Genomic DNA, 21827 nt, shown 5'->3' with positions numbered 1-21827 from the left:
CCTGCCAGCCAGCAATGGCGACAGGGCCTTGTTGTGAGGTATACATCACTTCGACGAGTGCCCGACACGATAGCGTTTATCCCGTCACTGCACCGGCATCTCTCAACTCGATAAAACAGGAGTGCGATATTGAATTTCTGGCTGATTGTGAACGGCAAGGGAGTCGGGAATCCTGAGCTGCGCGATGCAGTGGATCGCATTCGCAATGAGGGTGTGAACCTTTCGGTTCGGGTGACCTGGGAAAGCGGCGATATTGCACGCTTTCTGGAAGAGGCGGTGGATCAGCAGCTCGACCGCATTATTGTGGCCGGCGGTGACGGCACGCTTCACGAGGCCACCAATGCGCTGATGGCCATCGATGCCTCAAGTCGCCCCGCGCTTGGCATCATTCCCATGGGCACGGCCAACGATTTTGCCACGGCCACGGGTATTCCGGGCCCGCCCCTTGATGCACTCTCGCTGGCGGTTCACGGCACACCTCGTGCCATCGATGTGGCTCGTATCAATGATCTTTACTGTCTCAACATGGCGTCCGGGGGGTTTGGTGCCAAGGTCACCAGCGATACGCCGCCTGCCCTGAAAAAACTGCTGGGTGGGGGCGCCTATTCGCTGGTGGGGGTCATGCAGGCCTGGCGCTTCGAACCGTTTCGCTGCCATCTTCAGACCAGCGACGGCAACTACGAGCGCGACCTCATCGTACTGGCCATCGGCAACGGTCGTCAGGCCGGCGGCGGGCAGGAGCTGACGCCGCGAGCCTTGCTCAACGATGGCCTGCTGGATGTACTGACCGTTGAAGCCTTCTCGCTGAGCCGAATAGGCAGTGCCATCCATGAGCTCAGAGAGCTCCCCACTGATGGTAAACTGGTGCGCTACCATCAGCTGACGTCGATGGATTTCCAGAGTGAAACCCCACTGCCCATCAATCTGGACGGCGAGTTCCACGAATTTACACAGGCAAAAATCGAGGTGTGCCCGGGGGCCCTGTCCATTGTTTTGCCGGATGAGTGCCGGCTGATGTATGAAGGCAAGCCTCGAAGTCGCCATGGTCGCAGCAGCTAGTCCGGTCCGGGCGGGTTTGAAAACGTCTGGCATCAATCTGAACGTTACAAAATGACGACTGCATGACAGATGACGCACGACTATAAGTAGTAGTTCCGGTCATGCAGGGTCCGTGTATTGATGCAGCGACTCGCATGAACCGGTCTACACTTTACAGGTCATGCACGGCGAATTGCCCCGTTTCAAAGCGATATTCACTATCGTTACGGCGCTGCAGTGATCGACGTGGCATCTATTTAAAGTTATCAGGGAGGTATTCATGAAAGGGAAAACAATTGCGGCGGCCAGCCTTGCCTTTGTCATGGCGCTCGGGCTGAGTGCCTGTGGTCAGGACGATCCGGCTGATGAAGCAGCAGAGCAGGCTCAGGAAGCCAATCAGACCGGTCAGGACATGGATAATCCGGGTGCCAATGCGACTTCTGATGATGCTGCTGCCCAGGCCGGCACCGATAATGGCGCCATGGATCCCGAAAGCGGCGGCACCAGCACCATGCCGGAAGATACTGACGCCGACGCGGATTCAGGCACCATGCAGGGCATGAACGAGGCTCAGGACAGCACACATGAGAGCACCGGTGCACGCGAAGGCGGCACGGGCCATTCGGCCACCAACGCAGGCTCTTCGGGCACCATGAGCCAGGCAGAGGAAGCCGAGCAGATCAACAACTCCTCGAGCAACACGCAGTAAACAACAGGGCAGGTCGTTTATTCGGCCTGCCGGTTTGATCGACAGCGACGATGTTTTGCAGATCGTCGACCGTCGGACATAAAAAAGCCCGCGCCATGGCGCGGGCTTTTTGCAAGACAAATGCTGATGCAGTGATCAGTCGGTTGCCTTGATGTTGGCGGCCTGAAGGCCTTTCTTGCCCTGAGTCACTTCAAAGGAGACCTTCTGGCCATCCTGAAGCGACTTGAAGCCTTCAGCCTGAATCTCGGAAAAGTGTGCGAAGAGATCGTCGCCACCGTCATCGGGAGAGATAAAGCCGTATCCCTTGGTGTCGTTAAACCATTTGACAGTACCGGTTGCCATCTTTGATGTCCTTGCTCTATTTGCAGTGATACCGAGCCGCAGCCCGTTTATGCGTTGGGCTTTCGGAAACTGCCGATCGAAAAATCGGTCGAACATTTTCCTGCCAAGCCACCTCTGGAAGCATGATTCAGGATCCTGAGAAAGGTCAAGTGCAATTTGCCAATCTTCAGGTGCATGCCATTATGCAATGGAACGATCAGCATTGGAGGCAGGATTGATGAACGTCCAGAACGTCGATTATCAAAATGCTCAGGCAGCACAGCAGTTCACGCAGTCGCTGCGCGAGACCGGTTTTGGCGTGGTTCGCAACCATCCGGTGCCTCAGGCACTGGTGGAACGGATCTATGTGGGGTGGGCTGCCTTTTTTGAGGATGAGGGCAAGCAGCAGTGGCGGTTTGACCCCGCGACTCACGCCGGTTTTTTCCCGGCAAGTATCTCCGAGACAGCCAAGGGGCAGACGCAAAAGGATCTCAAGGAATACTTTCATATCTATCCGGGGACAAAAGTGCCCGAAAGCCTGCAGGCCGACATTGACGAGTACTATCGTATCGCTCAGGAAGTGGCCACAACGCTTCTGGGCTGGATCGATGCCAATACCCCGCAGGAGGTGTCAGGGCATTTCAGCGAATCGCTTTCCAGCATGATTCGCGACAGCCATCAGACGCTTTTACGGGTGCTGTACTATCCGCCGGTTGAAGACAGCGAGACCGGCGGCGCCGTCCGTGCCGGGGCGCATGAAGACATTAACCTGATCACCGTATTGCCTGCCTCCAATGAAGCCGGCCTTGAAGTGAAAGGGCGTGATGGGCAGTGGTTGCCCGTGCCCTGTGATCCGGGACAGCTGATCATCAACGTGGGGGACATGCTTCAGGAAGCCTCAAACGGGTATTTCCCGTCCACCACGCATCGGGTGGTCAATCCCGAAGGGGCATCGCGTCAGCGGGCCCGTCTGTCCCTGCCACTGTTTTTGCATCCCAGACCGGAAGTGACGCTCTCCGAGCGCTACAGTGCCGATGGGTATCTCCAGGAAAGGCTCAAGGAGCTGGGCGTCTCATGAATGCCGTCACCTCGCAGCCGCAGTGGCCGCAGGACTGGCGACCCGGTAATCATACCGATGATCTGCGCTTTGCCCAGCAGCTGGTAGAGGAGACCATGTCTCCCTACTGGCAAAAGCGGCGCATGGTCTTTAGTCGTCAGCTTTTCAAGGATCAGTGGGTGCGGCTGGAGACGGCCATTATCCTGCGCAACGAGCAAAGGGCAGGGCTGATTGCCTGGGATGTGGTAGACAATATCCACTATCTTCGCGAGCTGCATCTGACGGCCCCGTGGCGTGGGCAGGGCATTGGCGCGGGGGTGCTGGCGAACTGGATCGCCCGGCAGGAGTCGCTGGGCGCCCGAAAGATGCGTCTCAAGGTCTTTGCTGAAAACCCGGCGCGCCGGCTCTACGAGCGCATGGGGTTTCAGCCCATGTCGAACGCAGGAGACATCTCCGGGCTTTTGAACATGGAGCGGCGCACGTGATATATCACAACGGTGCGTTTTGACATTGACTGTGCCATCGCCTGCCACCATATCGGGTGCACTACCCTCATCATGAAAGGCAATGCCATGTCTGCACCCGAACACTCTCCCGCGCGCACGACTTCTGCCACACAGGGCACCCACAACATGCTCATGGGCTATCTGCTGTGGCTTTTCGGCTTTACCGGCGCGCATCGTTTCTATTACGGCAAGCCCATAACGGGCACGATCTGGTTTTTCACTTTCGGCCTTTTTCTGATCGGCTGGATTGTGGATCTGTTTCTGATCCCGCTCATGGACCGCCAGGCCGATCTTCGTTTTCAGCGCGGCAGCAGAAGCTATACCATCACCTGGATTCTACTCACCTTCCTTGGTGCGCTGGGCATCCATCGCATGTACATGGGCAAGTGGATTACAGGCGTCATTTATCTGTTAACCGGCGGTCTCTTCCTGCTGGGCGTGCTCTATGATTTCTGGACCCTCAATGATCAGCTGTCGACCCGACACGAACGCGAGCGCTAGCTTCTGATGCAAAAATCCTGTCATGGCTTCTGAATCAAAAGCCGTTATCTATGCGGCAATGGCCGGCAATTTGGCCGTTGCCGTGACCAAATTCGTGGCGGCGGCCATTACCGGCAGCTCGGCCATGCTTTCCGAAGGCATTCATTCGGTCGTGGATACCGGCAACCAGGTGCTGCTGCTTCTGGGGATGCACCGTGCCAAAAAGCCGCCGGATCGGGATTTTCCGTTTGGCTATGGCAAGGAGGTCTACTTCTGGAGTTTCGTGGTCGCCATCCTGATCTTTGCGATCGGCGCAGGCGTCTCATTCTATGAAGGGGTGGTACACGTCATATCGCCCGAACCCATGTCCTCGCCGCTGATCAACTATATTGTGCTGGGGCTTGCCATTGTCTTTGAGGGCGCTTCATGGCTTTTTGCCCTGCATGGCTTTCGCAAGGCCAAGGGCAAATGGGGCTATGTTGAAGCGGTGCAGCGCGGCAAGGACCCTTCGCTTTTCATGGTGCTGTTCGAGGATTCGGCTGCCATGCTGGGGCTTGTGGTGGCGCTGGGCGGGGTCTGGCTGAGTCAGGTTACCGGTAATCCGGTATTTGATGGTGTGGCGTCCATCGTCATCGGCATGATACTGGCAGGCACCGCCATATGGCTGGCCGTTGAAACCAAGGGGCTTTTGATCGGCGAGAGTGCCAACCGCCGGGTGGTGGAAGACATCCGCGATACGGTGGGCGGCCACGCTCAGGTTGAAGCGGTCAATGAAGTATTGACCATGCACATGGGGCCGGATTTCATCCTGGTCAACATTAGCGTACGCTTTAATCAGGACATGCCGGCTGACAGGCTCGAGCGGGTCATTGCCGAACTCGACCGGGATCTCAAACAGCAGCACAAGGAGATCAAGCGGGTCTTTATCGAGGCCGAGTCAAGCCTTGAGCCCAATGGCGGGTCGTCTCCGGTGACGCCCTGATACCACTGGACTATTCACGAACGCACTACGGATATTCATGGCTGAAACCACCAGGCTTAGCGATTTGATGACGTCGCTGGATGAGAAGCACGAGGGCAACGAGGTCAGCCTCAACGATGTGCTGGAAACCTTCCATTCACGCAGTTTTGGCCCGCTTCTGGTCATTCCACCGCTGATCGCGCTGGCTTTGCCCATCTTTGGTCTGCCCACCGTCTGCGGTGTCGTAACGGCGCTGGTCGCCATTCAGCAGGTCATGGGCCGTAACAATCCCTGGTTGCCCAAACGGCTGCGCCACCTTTCGATCGACGGACAGCGCTTTCATCGCACGGTCGAAAAGGTCAATCCGTGGGTGAAACGGCTGGAACGACTGTTCAGACCGCGTCTTGATTTCATGAACAATGACGCGACCCATCGTGTTATTGCGCTGTTTATCGTGCTGATCAGCCTTTCCATCCCCTTTGTCGAGCCGATACCGATGGCGCCGGCGTTGCCCAGTGCCATGCTGCTGCTGATCGCGCTGGGCATGCTGATGCGCGATGGCCTGGCCATGCTGATCGGTCTGGTCGTTGCCATCACGGGGCTGGCCGCCTTGTTTCTCTGGCTATAAGACGTCGGCTCGCTGTTTACTGAAAGGGGCCCTGTCGGGCTCCTTTCAGCGACAGCCCCTCAGCGCTGAAGGGCACCGCTATAGCGCGTGGTGCGCTCATGCTCTGTCATCATGTGAACGCCCTGGGTCGTTCCCTTTGCCAGCCCTTCGAAGATGGCGCGATAGATCAGCACTGCCTGAACGTATTCACGGGTTTCGCGGAAGGGAATCTCCTCGATGAAAAGATCAAAGGGCTCGTCGCTGTCGGCCAGCCAGCGGTCCACCCGGCCGGGGCCGGCATTGTAGGCCGCGGCGGCGGCGACGCGATTGCCGCTGTAGCGCGCCGCCATGTCGCGGATGTAGGCGCTGCCCAGCATGACGTTGGTCTCCGGGTCCTCAAGGCTTGTCACCCCCTGCCACGCCACGCCCAGCTGCTGGCTGACATGCTGCCCGGTGCCGGGCATCAGCTGCATCAAACCGCGCGCCCCAACCGGTGACTGGGCCTGCGGATTGAAGGAGCTCTCACGCCGTGCCAGCGCCATGAGAAGCCACGGGTCAACACCGCGCGTCTTTCCCCACTTTTGAAACAGATCGGCGTAGCCCTGCGGGAAGCGCCAGTCGAGCGCATTCCAGTGATCGCCACGAATGGCGGCGTAGATGGCCAGGTCATACCACTGCCGGGTGAGAGCGTACTGCGTCAGGGTCGGGCGCTGTGCCTCGGGGAGATGACGCATCAGGTAGTACCACTCGGCGCGCGCCAGCCCCGGCTCGTTGATGCGATACAGCGCGGCCACGCGGCGCATCGAGGGCAGAGCGTCGGCATCCTTCAGATCACGTTCGGCGATGACCACCGGCTCGTTTTCAAGCGCGTAGGGCTGATTGATGCGATCGGCGGCGGCAAATCCGAAAAAGCTGCGCTGACCGGCGGCGATCTGCCAGGCCTGACGCGCGCCGGCCTCATCGCCGAGTTGCTGCCGGGCGCGACCCAGCCAGTACTGCCAGTGCGCGTCTCGGCGGTTGTCCTCTTCCATGCGCTCGATCCATGCGGCGACCTCCTGCCATCGGCGATGTTCGAGTGCCTTGCGGGTTCTCAGCTCCAGCAGATCCTGATCCCCCAGCTGCGCCGCGGCGGTATCGGCCCACTGCGCGTTCGCACCGATATCGCGTACCAGCGAGTAGAAAGCCAGATCGTGCTCGATGTCGTGACGCTGCTCATCGGTCAGCGGCGCCCGGGACTTGATCTCGCCCCAGACCGCCAGCGCCCGGGCCGTATCCTGACGAACAAGCCGTGCCATCGCCGTGCTGTAAAGAGACGATACCCCCGGGGCATCGTGGCTGACAAAAGAGGGCAGCTCGGTAATGCGGCCGGGGTCGCTCTGCAGGCGTTCAAATGCGCTGCGCTGGGCTTGCCAGTCCGATGGCAGCTCGCCGGGCAGGTAGCGCAGCATGGCGTCCTCACCCGAGCGCCAGGCGAGCATCAGCCGCGCCCAGACGTCGGCGCCGGTAATGGTGCCCTCGGCGCGCAGGCGATCGAAGAGGGGGTCACAGGCCGAGGGCTGCGAGTGGCCGACCAGCCACAGTTCGCGTCCGCCCAGAAAGGCGCGTTCGGGCTGTTGATCCAGAAGCGCTCGATAGTACCAGCACTGACGTGTGGTTCCCTGCGGGACGCCATCGCTGATGGCCAGAAAATCATCGAACTGCTGGCGCGCCCCCCAGGTGTCCTGTGCCACACCGCGCATCCACTGTGACAGCACCGAGTTGCGATAGCGGTGCAGGTAGTCGTTGATGATTGCCGACGACACGCCGGGCAGGCGTGACTTGAGCTCGTGGTATTCGACGTAGCCTTCCAGCTCGTGGCCCCGGATAGCGTCATGGTTGATCCGGTCCCACTGCTGGGCGCGAGCGGCCTCAAAGGACCGGTTAAAGCTCTCATCATTGGCCAGTGACGGTGCAGCAAGGCCGGCTGCCAGCATGGCGCCCAGCCAGTATCTGGATAATCTGTGCGTAAACCTCACCCGAAAAACTCCTGTCAGCCATCGATCCGAACCTGCCCGGGACAGGCATACTGCTTCCTGGGGGCCTAGACTAATCCAGGTGGCTGAATTTAACGATCCCGTCAGGGAGATCTTCAGCGCCTGCGGCGTTGAATGAACGCAAGCGGTCAACGACCTTTTTGAAACAGCATTTTTATTCGGAGTATCCATCCATGGCAAAAGGTCGACTCAACCCCATCGGTCTGATTCGTGGCCGTGGTCGTATCTACTGGCGCATCTTCAAGGCGTTTCGCACCTTCTTCCCCATGCTCAACGACTGGCGCAAGGGGCGTTATCGGCCGCTGCCCAAAAAGGCAGTGGGGCTGATGGCGCTGGCGATCGTTTATGTGGTCAGTCCCTTTGACCTGATTCCGGACTTCATTCCCTTCTGGGGACTGATCGATGACGTCATTATCAGCGGCTGGCTGCTGGCCAAGATCGATGAGCAGCTGGATGACTACCGGCGCTGGCGTGAAAGCACCGGCGAACCCGTCACGTAATGGCCGATCCCACTGAAGTGGCGCCCCCTGCCTGGTGGATGTAGGCCGTTTCTCTTGAAAAATCGACAACTTCCCCCATAACGGGTAACACACAGCACGACGCGGTCTGATCAAAAGGCAGACCGCGTGGCGTGTTTCACCCAGTCGATTATTGTCAGAAGAGAAATGTTGCCATGACGAGTGCGCAAGAGCAGACGCTCGGTTTCCAGACCGAAGTCAAACAGCTTCTTCACCTGATGATCAATTCCCTGTATTCCAACCGGGAAATCTTTCTGCGTGAGCTGATTTCCAACAGCGCCGATGCCTGCGACAAGCTGCGCTATCGGGCGCTGGAAAGCGATGCCCTGTATGAAGGCGACCCCGAGCTTCGCGTCGAGATCGAATTTGATCAGGACGCCAAGACCGTCACCGTTCGTGACAACGGCATCGGCATGAATCGCGAAGACGTGATTGCCAATCTCGGCACGATTGCCCGTTCCGGGACAGCCGAGTTTCTCAAGCAGATGTCCGGCGAGCAGCAAAAGGACGCCCGTCTGATCGGCCAGTTCGGCGTCGGTTTCTATTCGGGCTTTATCGTGGCCGATGAAGTGGTCGTGCGTACGCGTCTGGCCGGTACATCGCAGGATCAGGGCGTGGAGTGGCGCTCGAAGGGCGAAGGCGAGTTCACCATCGTCGATATTGAACGCGCCGCTCATGGCACGGAAATCGTGCTGCATCTCAAGGAAGATGCGCTCGAGTTTGCCGACGAGCATCGCCTCAAGGGGCTGGTACGCAAGTACTCCGATCATATCGAAGTGCCGGTACGCATGCCGACCGTTCAGGAAAGCGATGACGACACCGATGTGACCGTCACCTGGGAGACGGTCAACGAGGCGCAGGCGCTGTGGGTGCGTCCGCGTACCGAGGTCAGCGATGACGAGTACAAGGCGTTTTACAAGCATGTGGCGCACGATTTCAGCGACCCGCTGACCTGGAGCCACAACAAGGTCGAGGGCAAGCTCGAGTACACCAGCCTTTTGTATGTGCCCTCGCGCGCGCCGTTTGACCTCTATCAGCGCGAAGGCGCCCGTGGGCTCAAGCTCTACGTGCAGCGCGTGTTCATCATCGATGATGCCGAGCAGTTTTTGCCGCTGTACCTGCGCTTTGTGAAAGGCGTGGTGGATTCCAACGATCTGTCGCTTAACGTCTCTCGTGAAATCCTGCAGCAGGACCCTCAGGTCGAGAAGATGAAAGGGGCGCTGACCAAGCGCGCGCTCGACATGCTTGGCAAGCTCTCGAAAGACAGCGACACCTATCAGAGCTTCTGGAATCAGTTCGGTAGCGTGCTCAAGGAAGGCCCGGCAGAAGATCACAGCAACCGTGAAAAGATCGGCGGTCTGCTGCGTTTTGCCAGCACCCACACGGACAGCTCGACGCAGGATCAGTCGCTGGCGGACTACATCTCCCGCATGCAGGAAGGCCAGCAGGGCATCTACTACATCGTTGCCGACAGCTTCAATGCCGCACGGCACAGCCCGCACCTCGAGATCTTTCGCAAAAAGGGCATCGAGGTGCTGCTGCTCTCCGATCGTATCGATGAGTGGCTGATGACCCATCTCACCGAGTTCGACGGCAAGTCGATGGTTGATATTACCCGCGGTGATCTGGATCTGGGCGAGATCGACAGTGAAGAAGAGAAGCAGGCGCAGCAGGAAAGCGCGAAGGCCAAGGAAGGACTGGCCGGCCGCTTTCGCGAAGCGCTGGGCGATCAGGTGCAGGAAGTGCGCGTGACGCATCGTCTGACCGAATCGCCGGCCTGTGTGGTGCTGCCTGAAAACGAGATGGGCTATCAGATGCGTCGTCTGATGGAAGCCGCCGGCCAGCCGGTGCCCGAGGTCAAGCCGATTCTCGAGTTCAACCCCGAGCACGCGCTGGTCGCAAGGCTTGAAAGCAGCGACGGAGATGCCTTTACGGACCTGGCCCATGTGCTTTTTGATCAGGCCGTGATCGCCGAGGGCGGCCAGCTGGATGACCCGGCCGCCTATGTGCGTCGCCTCAATGCCATGCTGACCCATTAACGACTGTCAGCTCGAAACAATGGCGGTCCCGTGGCCGCCATTTCTCGTATTATCTCCTGCCTGCAAATACGTCTTTTGCATGATTATGCAAGATTACGGATTTTCGCCTCATGTCGTCGATTATGACGACACGGTAGGCAAAACATGTTAGCCTGCCGCCTTGTCCTGATACCGAGTCCCGTAACATGACACGAACGCATCGCCCGTTAACGACGTTGACGCTCGTGCTTGCACTCTCAGTTTTCAGCGTGTTCACACCGTCACACGCCGATACCAGCAAGCCCAGTTTCCACATGCCGGATCTGCGAGAACATCCGGCCGGCAGTGACCGCAAGATTGCCTTTTTCAACCTCATGATTCCGCTCATCGAAAAAGCCAACGATGAGATTCAAAACGATCGTGAATGGCTCTCGCACATGCACGATCAGACCGACTGGACCGTTGACTCTCGCAAGCGCCTGGCCGCCATCTGCAAGTCGTATGGCCTGAGCTGCAAAAACGAGAAGGACGCCGACTGGTCGACGCTGTTTGCCCGCGTGGATACCGTGCCGATTCAGCTGGTGCTGATTCAGGCCGTGGAAGAGTCCGGCTGGGGAACGTCGCGTTTCGCTCGCGAGGGCAACAATCTCTTTGGCATGCGCTGCTTCGGTGACAGCTGCGGTCTTGAGCAGACCGGCACCGGCAGCGGCTACCAGAGCTTTGCCACCGTCTATGACGGCATCGAAGCCTATATGCGCAATCTCAATACCCATCGCGCCTATGAAGGGCTGCGCGACCGCCGCTCGGCGCTGCGCGACAAGGGCAAAAACGTCAATGCACTGGCATTGATTCCCTCGCTACAGAACTATTCCATTCGTGGCGATGCCTATCTGGCGGCCCTACAGTCGCTTTTGAATACCAACGCGCCGTTGATCGAAGAGATGCGCGTCCAGGACAGTGACGACCCCGCGTAGTCGAGGCCATCACCGCCCATGAAAAAGTCGCCCTCGGGCGACTTTTTTATTGTCGGATGCAGAGCGGCGAGTCAGTGGGCCTGCGGCAGCGGCCAGATGACGGTTACTGCCAGCCCGTGCGGCTGTCGATTGTCGATGGCAAGCGTCGCCTTTTGGCGCTGGGTCAGCTGCTTGACGATCGACAGCCCCAGTCCGCTGCCGGTCATGCGTTGATTGGCGCGATGAAAGCGCTCGGTAATCTTTTCAAGCGACTCTGCCGGCACGCCGGGGCCGTCATCGATGACCTGAATCATGGGCTGGCCATCGGTCCTGCCCAGATGCAGCGTGACGGTGCCGCCATCGGGGGTGTAGCGCAGCGCATTGTCCAGCAGATTGCGCAGCAGTACGCCAAGCTCTGTCGGGTCGGCGCGCACCTCGAGCGCAGACAAGCCGCTCATCTCCAGCTGCTGCTGTCGACGCCCGGCCAGCGGCCACATTTCGCCGGCCAGCTGGGAAGCGATGGGGTAAAGATCCACCACTTCCAGCTGACGCTGCGGCGTTCGTTCAACGCGCGCCAGGGTCAACAGCTGATCCACCACGCGCTGCAGCCGCTCGATGCCCAGACGTGCCTTGTCCAGCGAGCTTTGATAGTCCTGTTCGCTGGCGCGGGCATTGTCCAGATGAATCTTGAGACCTGCCAGCGGCGTGCGCAGCTCATGGGCGGCATCCGCCGTGAAGCGTCTTTCCCGATCGAGCGCCATGCGAAGCCTTTCAATGAAGGCATTGAGGGAGTCGCGAAGCCCTGTCAGCTCACGCGGCGGGTGTTGTTCGATGGGGGTGAGGTCCTGGTGATAGCGCCGGGCAACTTCCGCCGAGAGATTGTCGATGGGGCGCAGGCCGCGACGAATGACCCACCACAGCGCGAGGCCCAGAAGGGGGAGAATCAGCAAAAAGGGAATGCTGTTGCCCAGCAGGATCTTGTTGACAAGCTCCTGCTGAAAATCATCACGCAGTCCGGTGGAGACCCAGACGCCGTGCTGTCGGTCGTAGATACTGAAAACGCGCCACTCCTCGCCGTCATAGGTAACCCAGCGATAGCCGGTCTCACTGGGTGGCGGGAAGGGGCCGTTGTCATTCCACTCGGCGCTGAGCATGCGCGGCGAGCGGTCGCTGTTCCAGAAGCCCAGTGACAAAAGCCGCTCTTCTTCTCGAAAGCGCCGGGGCGTGTTCACGGAGTGCGTGTCCATGATCAGCCCTGCGTCATCGCTGTCTTCCATGCTGTAAAAGCGCGCCGCATGGCCGGGCTGGGTCAGGCGATCCGCCAGGGCCTGATAGTCCTGCGAATCCATGTTGATATCGATCATGCCGGTCACGATGCGCCCGAACTGAGAGAGCTGCGCGTCAAACATCTCCTCGAGCTCGTGCTTTGTGATCAGCCATGCCGCCAGACCCGAGAGAATGGCGCCCAGCAGCACCAGCCCCATGACGGCACGAGTCAGGTAGCGGCGAATCGAGATCATTCGATCGTATCGTCCAGACGGTAGCCGATGCCGCGCAGGGTCACGATCAGATTGCTGTCGAGCTTTTTGCGCAGATGATGAATGTGAACTTCCAGGGCGTTGGACTCGATCTCGTCACAGCAGCCATACAGCAGCTTTTCCAGATGGGGGCGGGTAAAAACCTGCCCGGGGTGCTGGGCCAGCTCGTGCAGCAGGGTGTATTCGCGCCGGCTGAGTTTGACCAGCTGATCCTTCCAGCTGACCTCGTGGCGTGCATGATCGATGTGCAGCGGGCCGATCCGAATGCTTGGCTGCGTGCGACCGCCCTTGCGGCGGCTGATCGCGCGCAGTCTGGCCTGAAGTTCGTCAACGTCAAAGGGCTTGAGCACGTAGTCATCGGCCCCGGCATCCAGCCCCTGGATACGGTCTTCCAGACTGTCGCGCGCAGTCAGAATCAGCACCGGTGTATCGTGGGCGGCACGAATTCGGCGCAGCACTTCCATGCCATCGATACCGGGCAGTCCCAGATCGAGAATGACGGCATCGATCTGGCCCTGCTCGACATGCTCGAGCACGCTTTCGCCCTCGGTCAGCCAGGTGACCTGATGGCCCTCACGACGAAGAGCGGTCTCCACGCCATCGCCCAGCAATACATCATCTTCGACAAACAATACCTTCATGTTGTTGGGTTCCTGGTCAGAACGTTGCATGGACGGTTCTGCGACATCCGAATGCAGTGATGAATGTTGGTTCAATGCTCTCATGATCCTCGTTCCATGTATCGGTGCAAGTCATTGATTCGCCTTTCTGACACCAGAAGTATTCATTAATGCCCGTGTCGGCACCACTCAATTTCTTTTGGCCGATGGTGGATGCCGCACCTGTCGGCAGGCTTGTCGAGCGGACAGGGTCGTGCGTTACCCGCGCGGGCTGTCAGGCGTTACACTAAACCCTGTCCATCGTCGATCAACAAGGATACTCCATGGCAGTCGAGCATCAGCCTCAGGTCAGTACAGACGATATCATCGTGCCCCCGGTGGCCGTGCTGGGAGGCGGCAGTTTTGGTACGGCGCTGGCCAGCATTGCCTCCAGCGGTGGTGCCAGAGTCCGGCAGTGGATGCGTGATGCAGCACTTGTCGATCACGTGAATACCCACCACGTCAATCATCGCTATCTGCCCGACTTCAGCATGCATCCGGATGTCGTGGCCTCGACCGATCTGGCCTGGGTTCTGGAAGAGGCGCGGCTGGTACTGATCGCCATTCCTTCCGGCGGATTTCGTCAGGTGGTACGACAGGCCGCGCCCCATTTTGCCCCTGATGCCATCTTGGTCAGCACCACCAAGGGGATCGAGGCCGACAGCTTTCTCCTGATGAGCCAGATTCTGGAGCAGGAGACGCAGAGTGCGCACATCGGCGTGCTCTCCGGCCCCAATCTGGCCGCCGAAATCGCCCAGGGCCATCTCAGCGCCAGCGTCATTGCCAGCAACGATGAACCGACCCGGGCCCGGGTACAGGCAGCACTGTCGTGTGATCATTTTCGTGTCTATGCCAGCAATGACCGCTATGGTGTTGAGATGGGCGGGGCGCTCAAGAACATCTATGCCATTGCCGTGGGCATGGCGGCCGCACTCGGCATGGGCGAAAACACGCGCAGTATGCTCATTACCCGGGCGCTGGCCGAAATGAGCCGCTTTGCGGTGGCGCAGGGCGCCAGCCCCATGACCTTTTTGGGGCTGGCAGGGGTGGGCGATCTGATTGTGACCTGTTCTTCCAACCTGTCGCGCAATTACCGGGTGGGCTACGCGATGGGTGAGGGGCGCACGCTTGAAGAGGCCACCGCCGCCCTCGGGCAGGTGGCCGAAGGGGTCAATACGGTGTCTCTGGTGGTCAAGCGCGCCGGCGAGGAGAACATCTACATGCCGCTGGCCACCGGACTATATCGGGTCATGTTTGAAGGCGTTGCACCGCGAGAGATGGCCACGGCGCTCATGCGCAGTGAACAGAGCAGTGACGTCGAATTCACGCTGCCGCGAGAGGACACGCGGCGGGCTCAGCAGCAAACCGCAGCCAGGGATATCCCAACATGAAAATCTACGTAATGCGTCACGGTGAAGCCGCTTCCGGAACGCCCGATGCGCACCGGCCACTGGACGTGACCGGACAGCAGGAAGTCGCTCGTATCGCTGACTGGTTCGTCTCGACGCTGGGTGAGCAGGGGCATCAGCTGAAAATCGTGGCCAGCCCCTACGACCGCGCTCAGCAAAGCGCGCGCATTATCGGCCAGGCGCTGCGCGTGGATGACATCATGACGCTGCCCATCATGACCCCTGATGCCCCGCCGGAAACGCTGATCGAATGGCTCACTGAAAACGTCGATCCCCGTGAGGACGATGCGCCCTGGCTGTTTGTCAGCCACATGCCCCTGGTCGCCGAGCTGGTCGGCCAGCTGGTGGATGGCAGCCCCAATGCCCGGCTGCCCATGGGCACCGCGGATGTGGTCGAGCTGGAGGCTCAGGTCTGGGCGGCCGGCTGTGCAACGCTTTCACGCCACGTTACACCGGCCAACGCGACGCTTGAGTAGCGCCCTGGCGCTGACATGATGGCGGGCATGTCAGCCCGCCATGCCGCTTACCTGCAAAATAAAGATGCCCAGTGTGATGGTGACGCTGCTGGCAAGTGTCGTGATGGCCACCGTGTTGGCAGCAAGCCTGGCGTTGCCACCCATGGCTCTGGCCATGACAAAGCTGGCGGCCGCCGACGGGCTGCCCAGAAACAGAAACAGCAGTACCAGTTCCCGTCCTTCAAAGCCTGCCAGCCAGGCGATCAGCACCGTGGCGACCGGCATCGATACCATCTTGATCACACTGGCGCCCAGCGCCACGCCGCTGGCCTCGCGAATGGCGGTCATCGACATGGTGCCGCCAATGCTGATCAGTGCCAGCGGCAGGGCCAGGTTGGCAAAATACTCTCCCGAGGTATGCAGCCAGGCCGGCAGGGCAAGGCCGCTGGCGGCAAAGGCAAGTCCTGCAACAACGGAAAGAATCAGCGGGTTTTTGGCGATCTTGAGCGCAATGCTTCGCCAGCTGGTTCTTGCCTGCGGCTGATACCAGGCCAGCACGATAACGGCCAGAACGTTGTAAAGCGGAATAATGGTTGCCACCAGCACGCTGCCCGCCGACAGGCCGAACTGCCCGTACATGCTGCCTGCCAGTGCCAGACCCACGATGCCGCCATTGCCGCGAAAGGCCGCCTGAACATAGACACCGCGGTCTTCGAACGCGACCCGCCGTGTGGCCCACCACCAGATGAGCAGAAAGCTCGCCACCGTGGCCAGCGCCAGATAGGCCATCAGATCCGGTAGCAAGGCCTGTGACATGTCTGCATCAACCAGGGACAAAAAAAGCAGCGTGGGCATGGCGCCGCGAAACACCAGCGCCGAGCTGGTATTGATAAAGGCGCTATCGATCCATTTCAGCCGTTTGAGGGCAATCCCCAAAAGCACCATGGCAAAGACGGGAAACGTGACGTTGAGGGTTTCAGCAAACAGGGCCGAGGGGTTCATGCACTCTACCGTATGGCAACAGGGGCCATGACATTGTGGTCTTTCATGATGCCGCCCCGGCAGAGGCGATCATGAAGGAGACCGGTTGGAAAGTCGTATCGGGGCGGGGCTAGAGCGTTGCGAACCCGGTGACCAGACCGGCCAGCACCACGGCAAAAAAGAGACGATTGCGCAGACGGCGGGAGGAAGCAGACATTCACGACTCCGGAACAGATGGGGTGAAAGGAGCGCCATGATACGCGCCGGTCACGAACTCGGCGAGCCCAAAGCCCTGTGACACTCGGTCGCGACGCGCTGGCATCATGTCGTGTGCCTCGCCCGGACAATGTTCAACACGTTTCGCAGGCGCAGGGAGTGCATCATATCGTTAGCCGTCGTATTGTTTCTCATTTGATAACGATGGAGCGAGCAGGATGAGCGCAAGACCGCGAGAGTGCCGTTTGGCCGATAATCGTCTGGCCGGTCTGGTATGGGAGCGGGAAGGGCTGTCGATGCAGGCGCCGACCTGGGTGGCCCTGCATGGCTGGCTGGACAACGCCGCCACCTTTACCCGGCTGGCGCCAATGCTGGTGGAAAAGCTCGATGTTCGTATCGTGGCCATCGATTTTGCCGGCCACGGCAAGTCACAGTGGCTGAGCCGGGGCACCGATTACGCGCTGTGGGACTATATCCACGACGTGCTGGATGCCCTTGATGATCTGGGGATCAAGCAGGCCACGCTGCTGGCGCATTCGCTGGGCGCCTGCGTCTCCTGTCTGCTGGCTGCGGCACTGCCCGAACGCGTTGAGCGGCTGTGGCTCATTGATGGCATCGGTGCCTTGACAACGCCGGTCAATCAGTCGACACGTCAGCTGCGCAACGGCGTACTGGGCGTGCGTCGACCGCTGTCACCGCCGCCGTCCTACGCAACCCTTGAAGCCGCGCTCGAGGCACGTGTGGCGGGGGCTGTAACACCGCTGGATCACGACACGGCCGAGCCGCTCATCGCGCGCAGCCTGATGCAGGACGACACGCGCATGCGCTATCGCACCGACCCGCGACTGCTGCGCCCCTCGCAGGTCAAGCTGACGCCTGAACAGTCGCGCGACATGCTGCTATCGATTCAGGCACCGCTCGATCTGATCCAGGCCGACAACGGCATCGTGGGCGACCATCTGGACCGGGAAGGCGTGCGCCATGAGATGACAACCCTGACCACCCATCGCGTGCCGGGCGGTCATCACCTTCACCTTGAGCCGCACAGCGTGGAAGGCGTGGCCCATGCGATTCTCGGGGCCTATGGCGTGGCGTAATCCTCACGCGTGCGGCGCAGCAACACATAGACGGCGCCGGTGCCGCCGTCGCGGTCCTGCGCCGAACAAAAGGCCAGCACTTCGGGGAGTTCCCGCAGCCAGGCGTTAACGTGGCTTTTGATGACGGGATAGCGCGCCGCGCCCGACCATGCCTTGCCATGAACGATCAGCACACAGCGCGCCCGGTTGGCACGTGCTTCGTGAAGAAAGGCTTCGAGCTCGGTTCTGGCCTGCTCGAGATCGTAGCCGTGAAGATCCAGCCCCGTCTGCCAGGCGATGGCCCCGCGCTTGAGCTGGGAAAGCGTTCGATGCGGTAGATCGCTCAGGGCGAACATGAGCGTTTCTGACGGGCGAACCGGGTCAACCCGCCCATCGGAGGTGCGAGAGGAGGTAGCCGATACCGTGTTGGCGCTGCTGGCCGCAGCTTCGCGTCGACGGCGCAGCTCACTGCGGTGCGGCATGCGACCGGTGTCGGCACGGTCATGATGAACGGGGCGAATATCGCTGCCCTGCATGGCCTCGCGAAAGGCTGTCCGGTCGTCATCGTCAGGTTGGCGGTTACCGGTCATGCCTTATTCTCCGCTGGGTGGTGTTGACCCTCATGCCGACGGTGGCATCGGGGTCATGAATTCAGCCGGTAATTATAGGGAATGAAGTGGCGATGTGCAGGCCTGTACCGATGCACCGGTGCGGCATAACGGGTACACTTTCGCTCTTTCCTCTTTTGAATACCACTCGACAAGGCCGCCGCATTCATGAGCGACGTTTCTGCCCGCATGCCTGTACCCGCCGCCGCGCCACTGTCTCTTGATGATGACACCCTGATCGATGAGCTGATCACCGTGCGCGATTATCTGCGCCTGTCGGTCAGCGTCTTTAACGCCCATGACCTTCATTACGGTCACGGCACGGCAAGCGCCTGGGATGAAGCCGTGGCGCTGGTGCTGGGCGCGCTGCGCCTGCCTCATGACATCGACCCGGCCATCATTGATGCCCGGGTACTGCGTATCGAACGTGCTCGTATTATTACCCTGTTGCGTGCACGCGCCGTCGAGCGTCGCCCGTTGCCCTATTTGTTGGGAGAAGCCTTCCATGCCGGCTTTGCGTTCAATGTCGATGAGCGCGTCCTGATCCCGCGCTCGCCGGTTGCCGAGCTGATCGAGTCGGGTTTTGATCTGTGGTTTGAAACGCGCGACCCGGCGCATATGCTCGATCTGTGTACCGGGTCGGGCTGTATCGGGATCGCCGCGGCGCTGATGATGCCCACGACCCACGTTATGCTGGCCGATATCAGCGAAGACGCCATCGACGTGGCGCGTGCCAACATCACCCGTCACGACGTCGGGGCACGCGTGAAGGCAGTGGCCGGGGACCTTTTCGCGCCGGTGGCCGGGCAGCGCTTTGATCTGATCGTCAGCAACCCGCCCTATGTGGATGCCGGGGATCTGGGCGGCATGCCTGCCGAGTTTGGACACGAGCCGACACTGGCGCTCGGCGCCGGCGATGACGGGCTGGATATCGTTCGACGCATCCTGCGCGAGGCGCGCGAGTATCTGACCGATGATGGCGTGCTGCTCGTGGAAGTGGGCAACTCCGAGCGCCACGTGATCGAGACCTGGCCGGAGGTGCCGTTTTTGTGGCTCGAGTTCGAGCGCGGCGGGCACGGCGTGTTTGCGCTGACAGCGGCGCAGCTGGACGAATGGGCGTCGACGCTGTCGCATTGATCCACCGGATCGGGACAGGCGCCGGTTTGAATTTTGATCTGTCGTGCGACCGGCCCATCGGTCTGTACGGCGCACTTTCAGGAACACAACATGTCCGGTAATACCTTCGGCAAACTCTTTACGCTGACCACCTTTGGTGAAAGCCACGGCCAGGCGCTGGGCGCCATCGTGGATGGCTGCCCGCCGGGCGTGGCGCTTTGCGAGGCGGATCTGCAGCGGGATCTGGATCGTCGTCGCCCCGGCAGTTCGCGTCATACCACGCAGCGCCGCGAAGCCGACGAGGTGCGTATTCTGTCGGGCGTGTTCGAGGGCGTCACCACCGGCACGCCGATCGGTCTGATGATCGAAAATACCGATCAGCGCTCGAAGGACTACTCGAAGATCAAGGACCAGTTCCGCCCGGCACATGCCGACTATACCTATCATCACAAGTACGGCATTCGCGACTATCGCGGCGGCGGTCGTTCCAGTGCGCGCGAGACCGCCATGAGGGTAGCCGCCGGTGCCATTGCCAAAAAGTATCTGGCAGGCCGGGGGATCAGCGTGCGCGGCTACATGAGCCAGCTCGGCCCGATCACCATCGACTTCAAAAGCTGGGACGGGGTCGATGACAACCCCTTTTTCTGCCCTGATCCGGATCGGGTGCCGGAGCTTGAGGCCTACATGGATCAGCTCAGAAGGGATCAGGACAGCGTCGGCGCCCGCATCACGGTAGTGGCCGAAGGCGTGCCGGTCGGACTGGGCGAACCGGTTTTTGATCGTCTGGATGCCGAACTGGCGCACGGTTTGATGAGCATTAATGCGGTCAAGGGCGTCGAGATCGGTGCCGGTTTTGACAGTATCGCTCAGCGCGGCAGCGAGCACCGTGACGAGATGACGCCTGAAGGCTTTCTCTCCAATCATGCCGGCGGCGTGCTGGGCGGCATCTCTACCGGCCAGCCGGTAGTGGCGCATCTGGCGCTCAAACCGACCTCCAGCATTACCACGCCCGGTCGCTCGATCGACGTGCACGGCGAGGCGGTCGAGGTCATCACAAAAGGACGTCATGACCCCTGCGTGGGCATTCGTGCCACGCCGATCGCGGAGGCCATGATGGCGCTGACCCTGATGGATCATCTGCTGCGCCAGCGTGGGCAAAACGGTGAGGTCAGCGTCGAGACGCCCCGGCTCAAACAGCGCTAGAGGCGTTTGACGGTTACTGACGCTTTTGGTGTTTCTCTGCCTCTTCGGCAAGTTCACGGGCCCGCTTCTGGCGGGCCTTTTGCCGATAGCCATAGGTGGTGGCGCGCACCGTTTCGTCACTTTCAAGGCCGGCGCCCAGCGCACCGGCGACGGTGGCCACCGAAGTGGCAAGCCAGGCCAGCGACAGGTAATCCACGATGGCGATCTCGTGCCCCAGTGCGGTCTGTAAAAGACTCGAGGGCACAAACAGCGCCACGGCACCCAAAAACAGCCCCAGAAGCGAAACGTAGTAAAACACCACGCCCATGCCCAGAGTGATCAGGGTGGTAAGGTTATAAAGCCGCGCCATGGGGAAGGCCCGAGGATGGCGCTGCGGCTCCCACAGGCCGTGATCAAGGATGATCCAGCCAATCATGGCTGTCATGGCGGCCACCATGAGGGCGGCAAACCGCCACGGCTCATAGGCATCGCTCAAACGCCACAGGGTCGGGAAAATCAGTCCGTAGGCGCCAGTGCCAAAGGCGACGGCAATGATCTTTCGAAAGGTGGGGAATATGGTCCACGGGCGATTGGCCCGAACCATGCCGCCCAGCAGCTTGCACAGACCGGGCACGCGCCGGGCGGCGACAAAGCGGACATCGATGTCCTGCTCATCGTCCTCTACGTTGACCCGCTTGATCGGCGCGATGCGCTCGGAAAGACGCTGGCGCATCAGACCCCGGGCGTTGTGTCGACGCCACCAGTCCAGAAAGCTGCGTCGCTTGCTGAAGTGACGCGTCTGCTGGCGGTCGCGCTCGGCCTCGGAGCTGCCGTGATGCAGCTCGCTGACCAGCTGTACGATGGATTCGGCCAGCCGGCGACGCAAGGGAGAGGCGCCCAGCGCCGGCTGTGAAATGATGGCCACGCTCCGGGCCTCGCAGACTTCTGCCACGACCACCTGGCGGTCGCGAAAAACGGGTAGATCGGTAATGCAGATAATATAGTCCCACTGGCGCGACCGGCTAAGCTCATGCGCCTTGGAGAGGATGTCGCGGGTGCTGTCCTCGGCACCGATCAGCGGGTCGGTGACGCGGTCCAGCTGCCACTGGCAGGTGTCGTCGACCTCGCGGCAGAGATGATCGGCCAGCTCGTCAATGATCAGCGACACCAGCTGCTCGGGAAATTCGGGCGCCGGTATCAGGCCCACCGTCAGCGTGGAAGCCGTGTGACGATCACTTGTCTCTGATGAATCCTGCAAGCGGGATGCGGCCTGGCTACTTGTATCGGGTGGCATGTGATCTGCAATGTTTTTGAAGGGCAAGCGTTCGGCATCAACGCCGATGCCAGAGTCTGGTGCAGAAAGTGACTTTCATCACGCTATTGTGT

22 protein-coding genes are annotated in these 21827 nt (G+C 60.3%); 15 read left to right on the top strand and 7 right to left on the bottom strand.

The genetic code is table 11. From position 1 onward, the window contains the following. Positions 1–129: 129 nt before the first annotated feature. Complete coding sequence (gene yegS, locus ACXMYO_RS07010) at positions 130–1059, top strand: lipid kinase YegS (protein WP_457808230.1); 930 nt, start codon at positions 130–132, stop codon at positions 1057–1059. 259 nt (positions 1060–1318) lie between these two features. Then, on the top strand, positions 1319–1747 hold the full coding sequence (locus ACXMYO_RS07005) for a hypothetical protein (protein WP_438767735.1): 429 nt from the start codon (positions 1319–1321) through the stop codon (positions 1745–1747). A 135-nt stretch (positions 1748–1882) separates the two neighbouring features. Here ACXMYO_RS07005 and ACXMYO_RS07000 read toward each other — a convergent pair whose 3' ends face one another. Beyond that, positions 1883–2089 (bottom strand): cold-shock protein, encoded by a 207-nt coding sequence (locus ACXMYO_RS07000; RefSeq protein WP_115852896.1) that lies wholly within the window; start codon positions 2087–2089, stop codon positions 1883–1885. Between the two features lie 217 nt (positions 2090–2306). Here ACXMYO_RS07000 and ACXMYO_RS06995 point away from each other — a divergent pair, with 217 nt between their 5' ends. The 5 genes from ACXMYO_RS06995 to ACXMYO_RS06975 all read left to right on the top strand — a co-directional run bounded on the left by ACXMYO_RS06995 (position 2307) and on the right by ACXMYO_RS06975 (position 5700). Beyond that, positions 2307–3146 carry an isopenicillin N synthase family dioxygenase gene (locus tag ACXMYO_RS06995; RefSeq protein ID WP_457808229.1) on the top strand — a complete coding sequence of 280 codons (840 nt, stop codon included), beginning with the start codon at positions 2307–2309 and terminating at the stop codon, positions 3144–3146. Next, positions 3143–3610, top strand: coding sequence for a GNAT family N-acetyltransferase (locus ACXMYO_RS06990; RefSeq protein WP_438767732.1), 468 nt, complete (start codon positions 3143–3145; stop codon positions 3608–3610). The genes ACXMYO_RS06995 and ACXMYO_RS06990 overlap by 4 nt, the downstream gene beginning before the upstream one ends. Before the next feature lie 87 nt (positions 3611–3697). After that, positions 3698–4132: an NINE protein gene (locus ACXMYO_RS06985; RefSeq protein WP_438767730.1), complete on the top strand. Its 435-nt coding sequence runs from the start codon at positions 3698–3700 to the stop codon at positions 4130–4132. Positions 4133–4154: 22 nt separating this feature from the next. Next, the gene (locus ACXMYO_RS06980; protein ID WP_438767729.1) at positions 4155–5093 is read left to right on the top strand and encodes a cation diffusion facilitator family transporter; all 939 of its coding nucleotides are present in this window, start codon (positions 4155–4157) and stop codon (positions 5091–5093) included. 37 nt (positions 5094–5130) lie between these two features. After that, the gene (locus ACXMYO_RS06975; protein ID WP_457808228.1) at positions 5131–5700 is read left to right on the top strand and encodes an exopolysaccharide biosynthesis protein; all 570 of its coding nucleotides are present in this window, start codon (positions 5131–5133) and stop codon (positions 5698–5700) included. Positions 5701–5759: 59 nt separating this feature from the next. Here the strand turns inward: ACXMYO_RS06975 and ACXMYO_RS06970 are convergent, their stop codons facing one another. Next, a complete protein-coding gene (locus ACXMYO_RS06970) occupies positions 5760–7694 on the bottom strand; it encodes a transglycosylase SLT domain-containing protein (RefSeq protein ID WP_457808227.1) in 1935 nt (644 codons plus the stop codon). A 191-nt stretch (positions 7695–7885) separates the two neighbouring features. On the opposite strand from ACXMYO_RS06970, the gene ACXMYO_RS06965 reads away from it, so the two are divergent. From ACXMYO_RS06965 to ACXMYO_RS06955, 3 genes are all read left to right on the top strand, one after another. Continuing rightward, positions 7886–8212: a YkvA family protein gene (locus tag ACXMYO_RS06965; RefSeq protein ID WP_457808226.1), complete on the top strand. Its 327-nt coding sequence runs from the start codon at positions 7886–7888 to the stop codon at positions 8210–8212. A gap of 173 nt (positions 8213–8385) precedes the next feature. Beyond that, on the top strand, positions 8386–10269 hold the full coding sequence (gene htpG, locus ACXMYO_RS06960; RefSeq protein ID WP_438767722.1) for a molecular chaperone HtpG: 1884 nt from the start codon (positions 8386–8388) through the stop codon (positions 10267–10269). Positions 10270–10454: 185 nt separating this feature from the next. Next, on the top strand, positions 10455–11222 hold the full coding sequence (locus ACXMYO_RS06955; protein ID WP_438767720.1) for a protein bax: 768 nt from the start codon (positions 10455–10457) through the stop codon (positions 11220–11222). A 71-nt stretch (positions 11223–11293) separates the two neighbouring features. On the opposite strand, the gene ACXMYO_RS06950 is transcribed toward ACXMYO_RS06955, so the two are convergent. Next, positions 11294–12721 carry an ATP-binding protein gene (locus ACXMYO_RS06950; protein WP_457808225.1) on the bottom strand — a complete coding sequence of 476 codons (1428 nt, stop codon included), beginning with the start codon at positions 12719–12721 and terminating at the stop codon, positions 11294–11296. Further along, positions 12718–13380, bottom strand: coding sequence for a response regulator (locus ACXMYO_RS06945; protein WP_438768431.1), 663 nt, complete (start codon positions 13378–13380; stop codon positions 12718–12720). The genes ACXMYO_RS06950 and ACXMYO_RS06945 overlap by 4 nt, the downstream gene beginning before the upstream one ends. Positions 13381–13682: 302 nt before the next feature. Between ACXMYO_RS06945 and ACXMYO_RS06940 the strand changes: the two genes are divergently transcribed. Then, positions 13683–14789, top strand: coding sequence for an NAD(P)H-dependent glycerol-3-phosphate dehydrogenase (locus ACXMYO_RS06940; protein WP_457808224.1), 1107 nt, complete (start codon positions 13683–13685; stop codon positions 14787–14789). Continuing rightward, positions 14786–15283 carry a phosphohistidine phosphatase SixA gene (sixA, locus tag ACXMYO_RS06935; protein WP_457808223.1) on the top strand — a complete coding sequence of 166 codons (498 nt, stop codon included), beginning with the start codon at positions 14786–14788 and terminating at the stop codon, positions 15281–15283. Before ACXMYO_RS06940 ends, sixA begins: the two co-directional genes overlap by 4 nt. Positions 15284–15313: 30 nt before the next feature. Here the strand turns inward: sixA and ACXMYO_RS06930 are convergent, their stop codons facing one another. Beyond that, complete coding sequence (locus ACXMYO_RS06930; RefSeq protein WP_457808222.1) at positions 15314–16264, bottom strand: AEC family transporter; 951 nt, start codon at positions 16262–16264, stop codon at positions 15314–15316. A gap of 413 nt (positions 16265–16677) precedes the next feature. Here ACXMYO_RS06930 and ACXMYO_RS06925 point away from each other — a divergent pair, with 413 nt between their 5' ends. Beyond that, on the top strand, positions 16678–17556 hold the full coding sequence (locus ACXMYO_RS06925) for an alpha/beta hydrolase (protein WP_457808221.1): 879 nt from the start codon (positions 16678–16680) through the stop codon (positions 17554–17556). On the opposite strand, the gene ACXMYO_RS06920 is transcribed toward ACXMYO_RS06925, so the two are convergent. Then, positions 17541–18125, bottom strand: coding sequence for a Smr/MutS family protein (locus ACXMYO_RS06920; protein ID WP_438767711.1), 585 nt, complete (start codon positions 18123–18125; stop codon positions 17541–17543). The genes ACXMYO_RS06925 and ACXMYO_RS06920 overlap by 16 nt on opposite strands. A 186-nt stretch (positions 18126–18311) precedes the next feature. Here ACXMYO_RS06920 and prmB point away from each other — a divergent pair, with 186 nt between their 5' ends. Together prmB and aroC are read left to right on the top strand one after the other, a co-directional pair. Then, positions 18312–19280, top strand: a complete 969-nt coding sequence (gene prmB / locus ACXMYO_RS06915; RefSeq protein WP_457808220.1) for a 50S ribosomal protein L3 N(5)-glutamine methyltransferase — start codon at positions 18312–18314, stop codon at positions 19278–19280. Between the two features lie 90 nt (positions 19281–19370). Further along, the gene (aroC, locus tag ACXMYO_RS06910; protein WP_457808219.1) at positions 19371–20462 is read left to right on the top strand and encodes a chorismate synthase; all 1092 of its coding nucleotides are present in this window, start codon (positions 19371–19373) and stop codon (positions 20460–20462) included. Between the two features lie 13 nt (positions 20463–20475). Here aroC and ACXMYO_RS06905 read toward each other — a convergent pair whose 3' ends face one another. Then, positions 20476–21699 (bottom strand): hypothetical protein, encoded by a 1224-nt coding sequence (locus ACXMYO_RS06905; protein WP_457808218.1) that lies wholly within the window; start codon positions 21697–21699, stop codon positions 20476–20478. Positions 21700–21827 lie beyond the last annotated feature (128 nt).

It is taken from the genome of Kushneria sp. EE4 (genome assembly GCF_977968315.1).
This window is presented reverse-complemented; position numbering and strand designations above follow the sequence as displayed.

What these genes read in the sequence shown, in the direction of transcription:
- ACXMYO_RS07005 (WP_438767735.1), top strand. Translation starts at nt 1,319, where the DNA reads ATGAAAGGGAAAACAATTGCGGCGGCCAGCCTTGCCTTTGTCATGGCG.
- ACXMYO_RS07000 (WP_115852896.1), bottom strand. Translation starts at nt 2,089, where the DNA reads ATGGCAACCGGTACTGTCAAATGGTTTAACGACACCAAGGGATACGGC.
- ACXMYO_RS06995 (WP_457808229.1), top strand. Translation starts at nt 2,307, where the DNA reads ATGAACGTCCAGAACGTCGATTATCAAAATGCTCAGGCAGCACAGCAG.
- ACXMYO_RS06990 (WP_438767732.1), top strand. Translation starts at nt 3,143, where the DNA reads ATGAATGCCGTCACCTCGCAGCCGCAGTGGCCGCAGGACTGGCGACCC.
- ACXMYO_RS06985 (WP_438767730.1), top strand. Translation starts at nt 3,698, where the DNA reads ATGTCTGCACCCGAACACTCTCCCGCGCGCACGACTTCTGCCACACAG.
- ACXMYO_RS06980 (WP_438767729.1), top strand. Translation starts at nt 4,155, where the DNA reads ATGGCTTCTGAATCAAAAGCCGTTATCTATGCGGCAATGGCCGGCAAT.
- ACXMYO_RS06975 (WP_457808228.1), top strand. Translation starts at nt 5,131, where the DNA reads ATGGCTGAAACCACCAGGCTTAGCGATTTGATGACGTCGCTGGATGAG.
- ACXMYO_RS06965 (WP_457808226.1), top strand. Translation starts at nt 7,886, where the DNA reads ATGGCAAAAGGTCGACTCAACCCCATCGGTCTGATTCGTGGCCGTGGT.
- htpG (WP_438767722.1), top strand. Translation starts at nt 8,386, where the DNA reads ATGACGAGTGCGCAAGAGCAGACGCTCGGTTTCCAGACCGAAGTCAAA.
- ACXMYO_RS06955 (WP_438767720.1), top strand. Translation starts at nt 10,455, where the DNA reads ATGACACGAACGCATCGCCCGTTAACGACGTTGACGCTCGTGCTTGCA.
- ACXMYO_RS06950 (WP_457808225.1), bottom strand. Translation starts at nt 12,721, where the DNA reads ATGATCTCGATTCGCCGCTACCTGACTCGTGCCGTCATGGGGCTGGTG.
- ACXMYO_RS06945 (WP_438768431.1), bottom strand. Translation starts at nt 13,380, where the DNA reads ATGAAGGTATTGTTTGTCGAAGATGATGTATTGCTGGGCGATGGCGTG.
- ACXMYO_RS06940 (WP_457808224.1), top strand. Translation starts at nt 13,683, where the DNA reads ATGGCAGTCGAGCATCAGCCTCAGGTCAGTACAGACGATATCATCGTG.
- sixA (WP_457808223.1), top strand. Translation starts at nt 14,786, where the DNA reads ATGAAAATCTACGTAATGCGTCACGGTGAAGCCGCTTCCGGAACGCCC.
- ACXMYO_RS06930 (WP_457808222.1), bottom strand. Translation starts at nt 16,264, where the DNA reads ATGAACCCCTCGGCCCTGTTTGCTGAAACCCTCAACGTCACGTTTCCC.
- ACXMYO_RS06925 (WP_457808221.1), top strand. Translation starts at nt 16,678, where the DNA reads ATGAGCGCAAGACCGCGAGAGTGCCGTTTGGCCGATAATCGTCTGGCC.
- ACXMYO_RS06920 (WP_438767711.1), bottom strand. Translation starts at nt 18,125, where the DNA reads ATGACCGGTAACCGCCAACCTGACGATGACGACCGGACAGCCTTTCGC.
- prmB (WP_457808220.1), top strand. Translation starts at nt 18,312, where the DNA reads ATGAGCGACGTTTCTGCCCGCATGCCTGTACCCGCCGCCGCGCCACTG.
- aroC (WP_457808219.1), top strand. Translation starts at nt 19,371, where the DNA reads ATGTCCGGTAATACCTTCGGCAAACTCTTTACGCTGACCACCTTTGGT.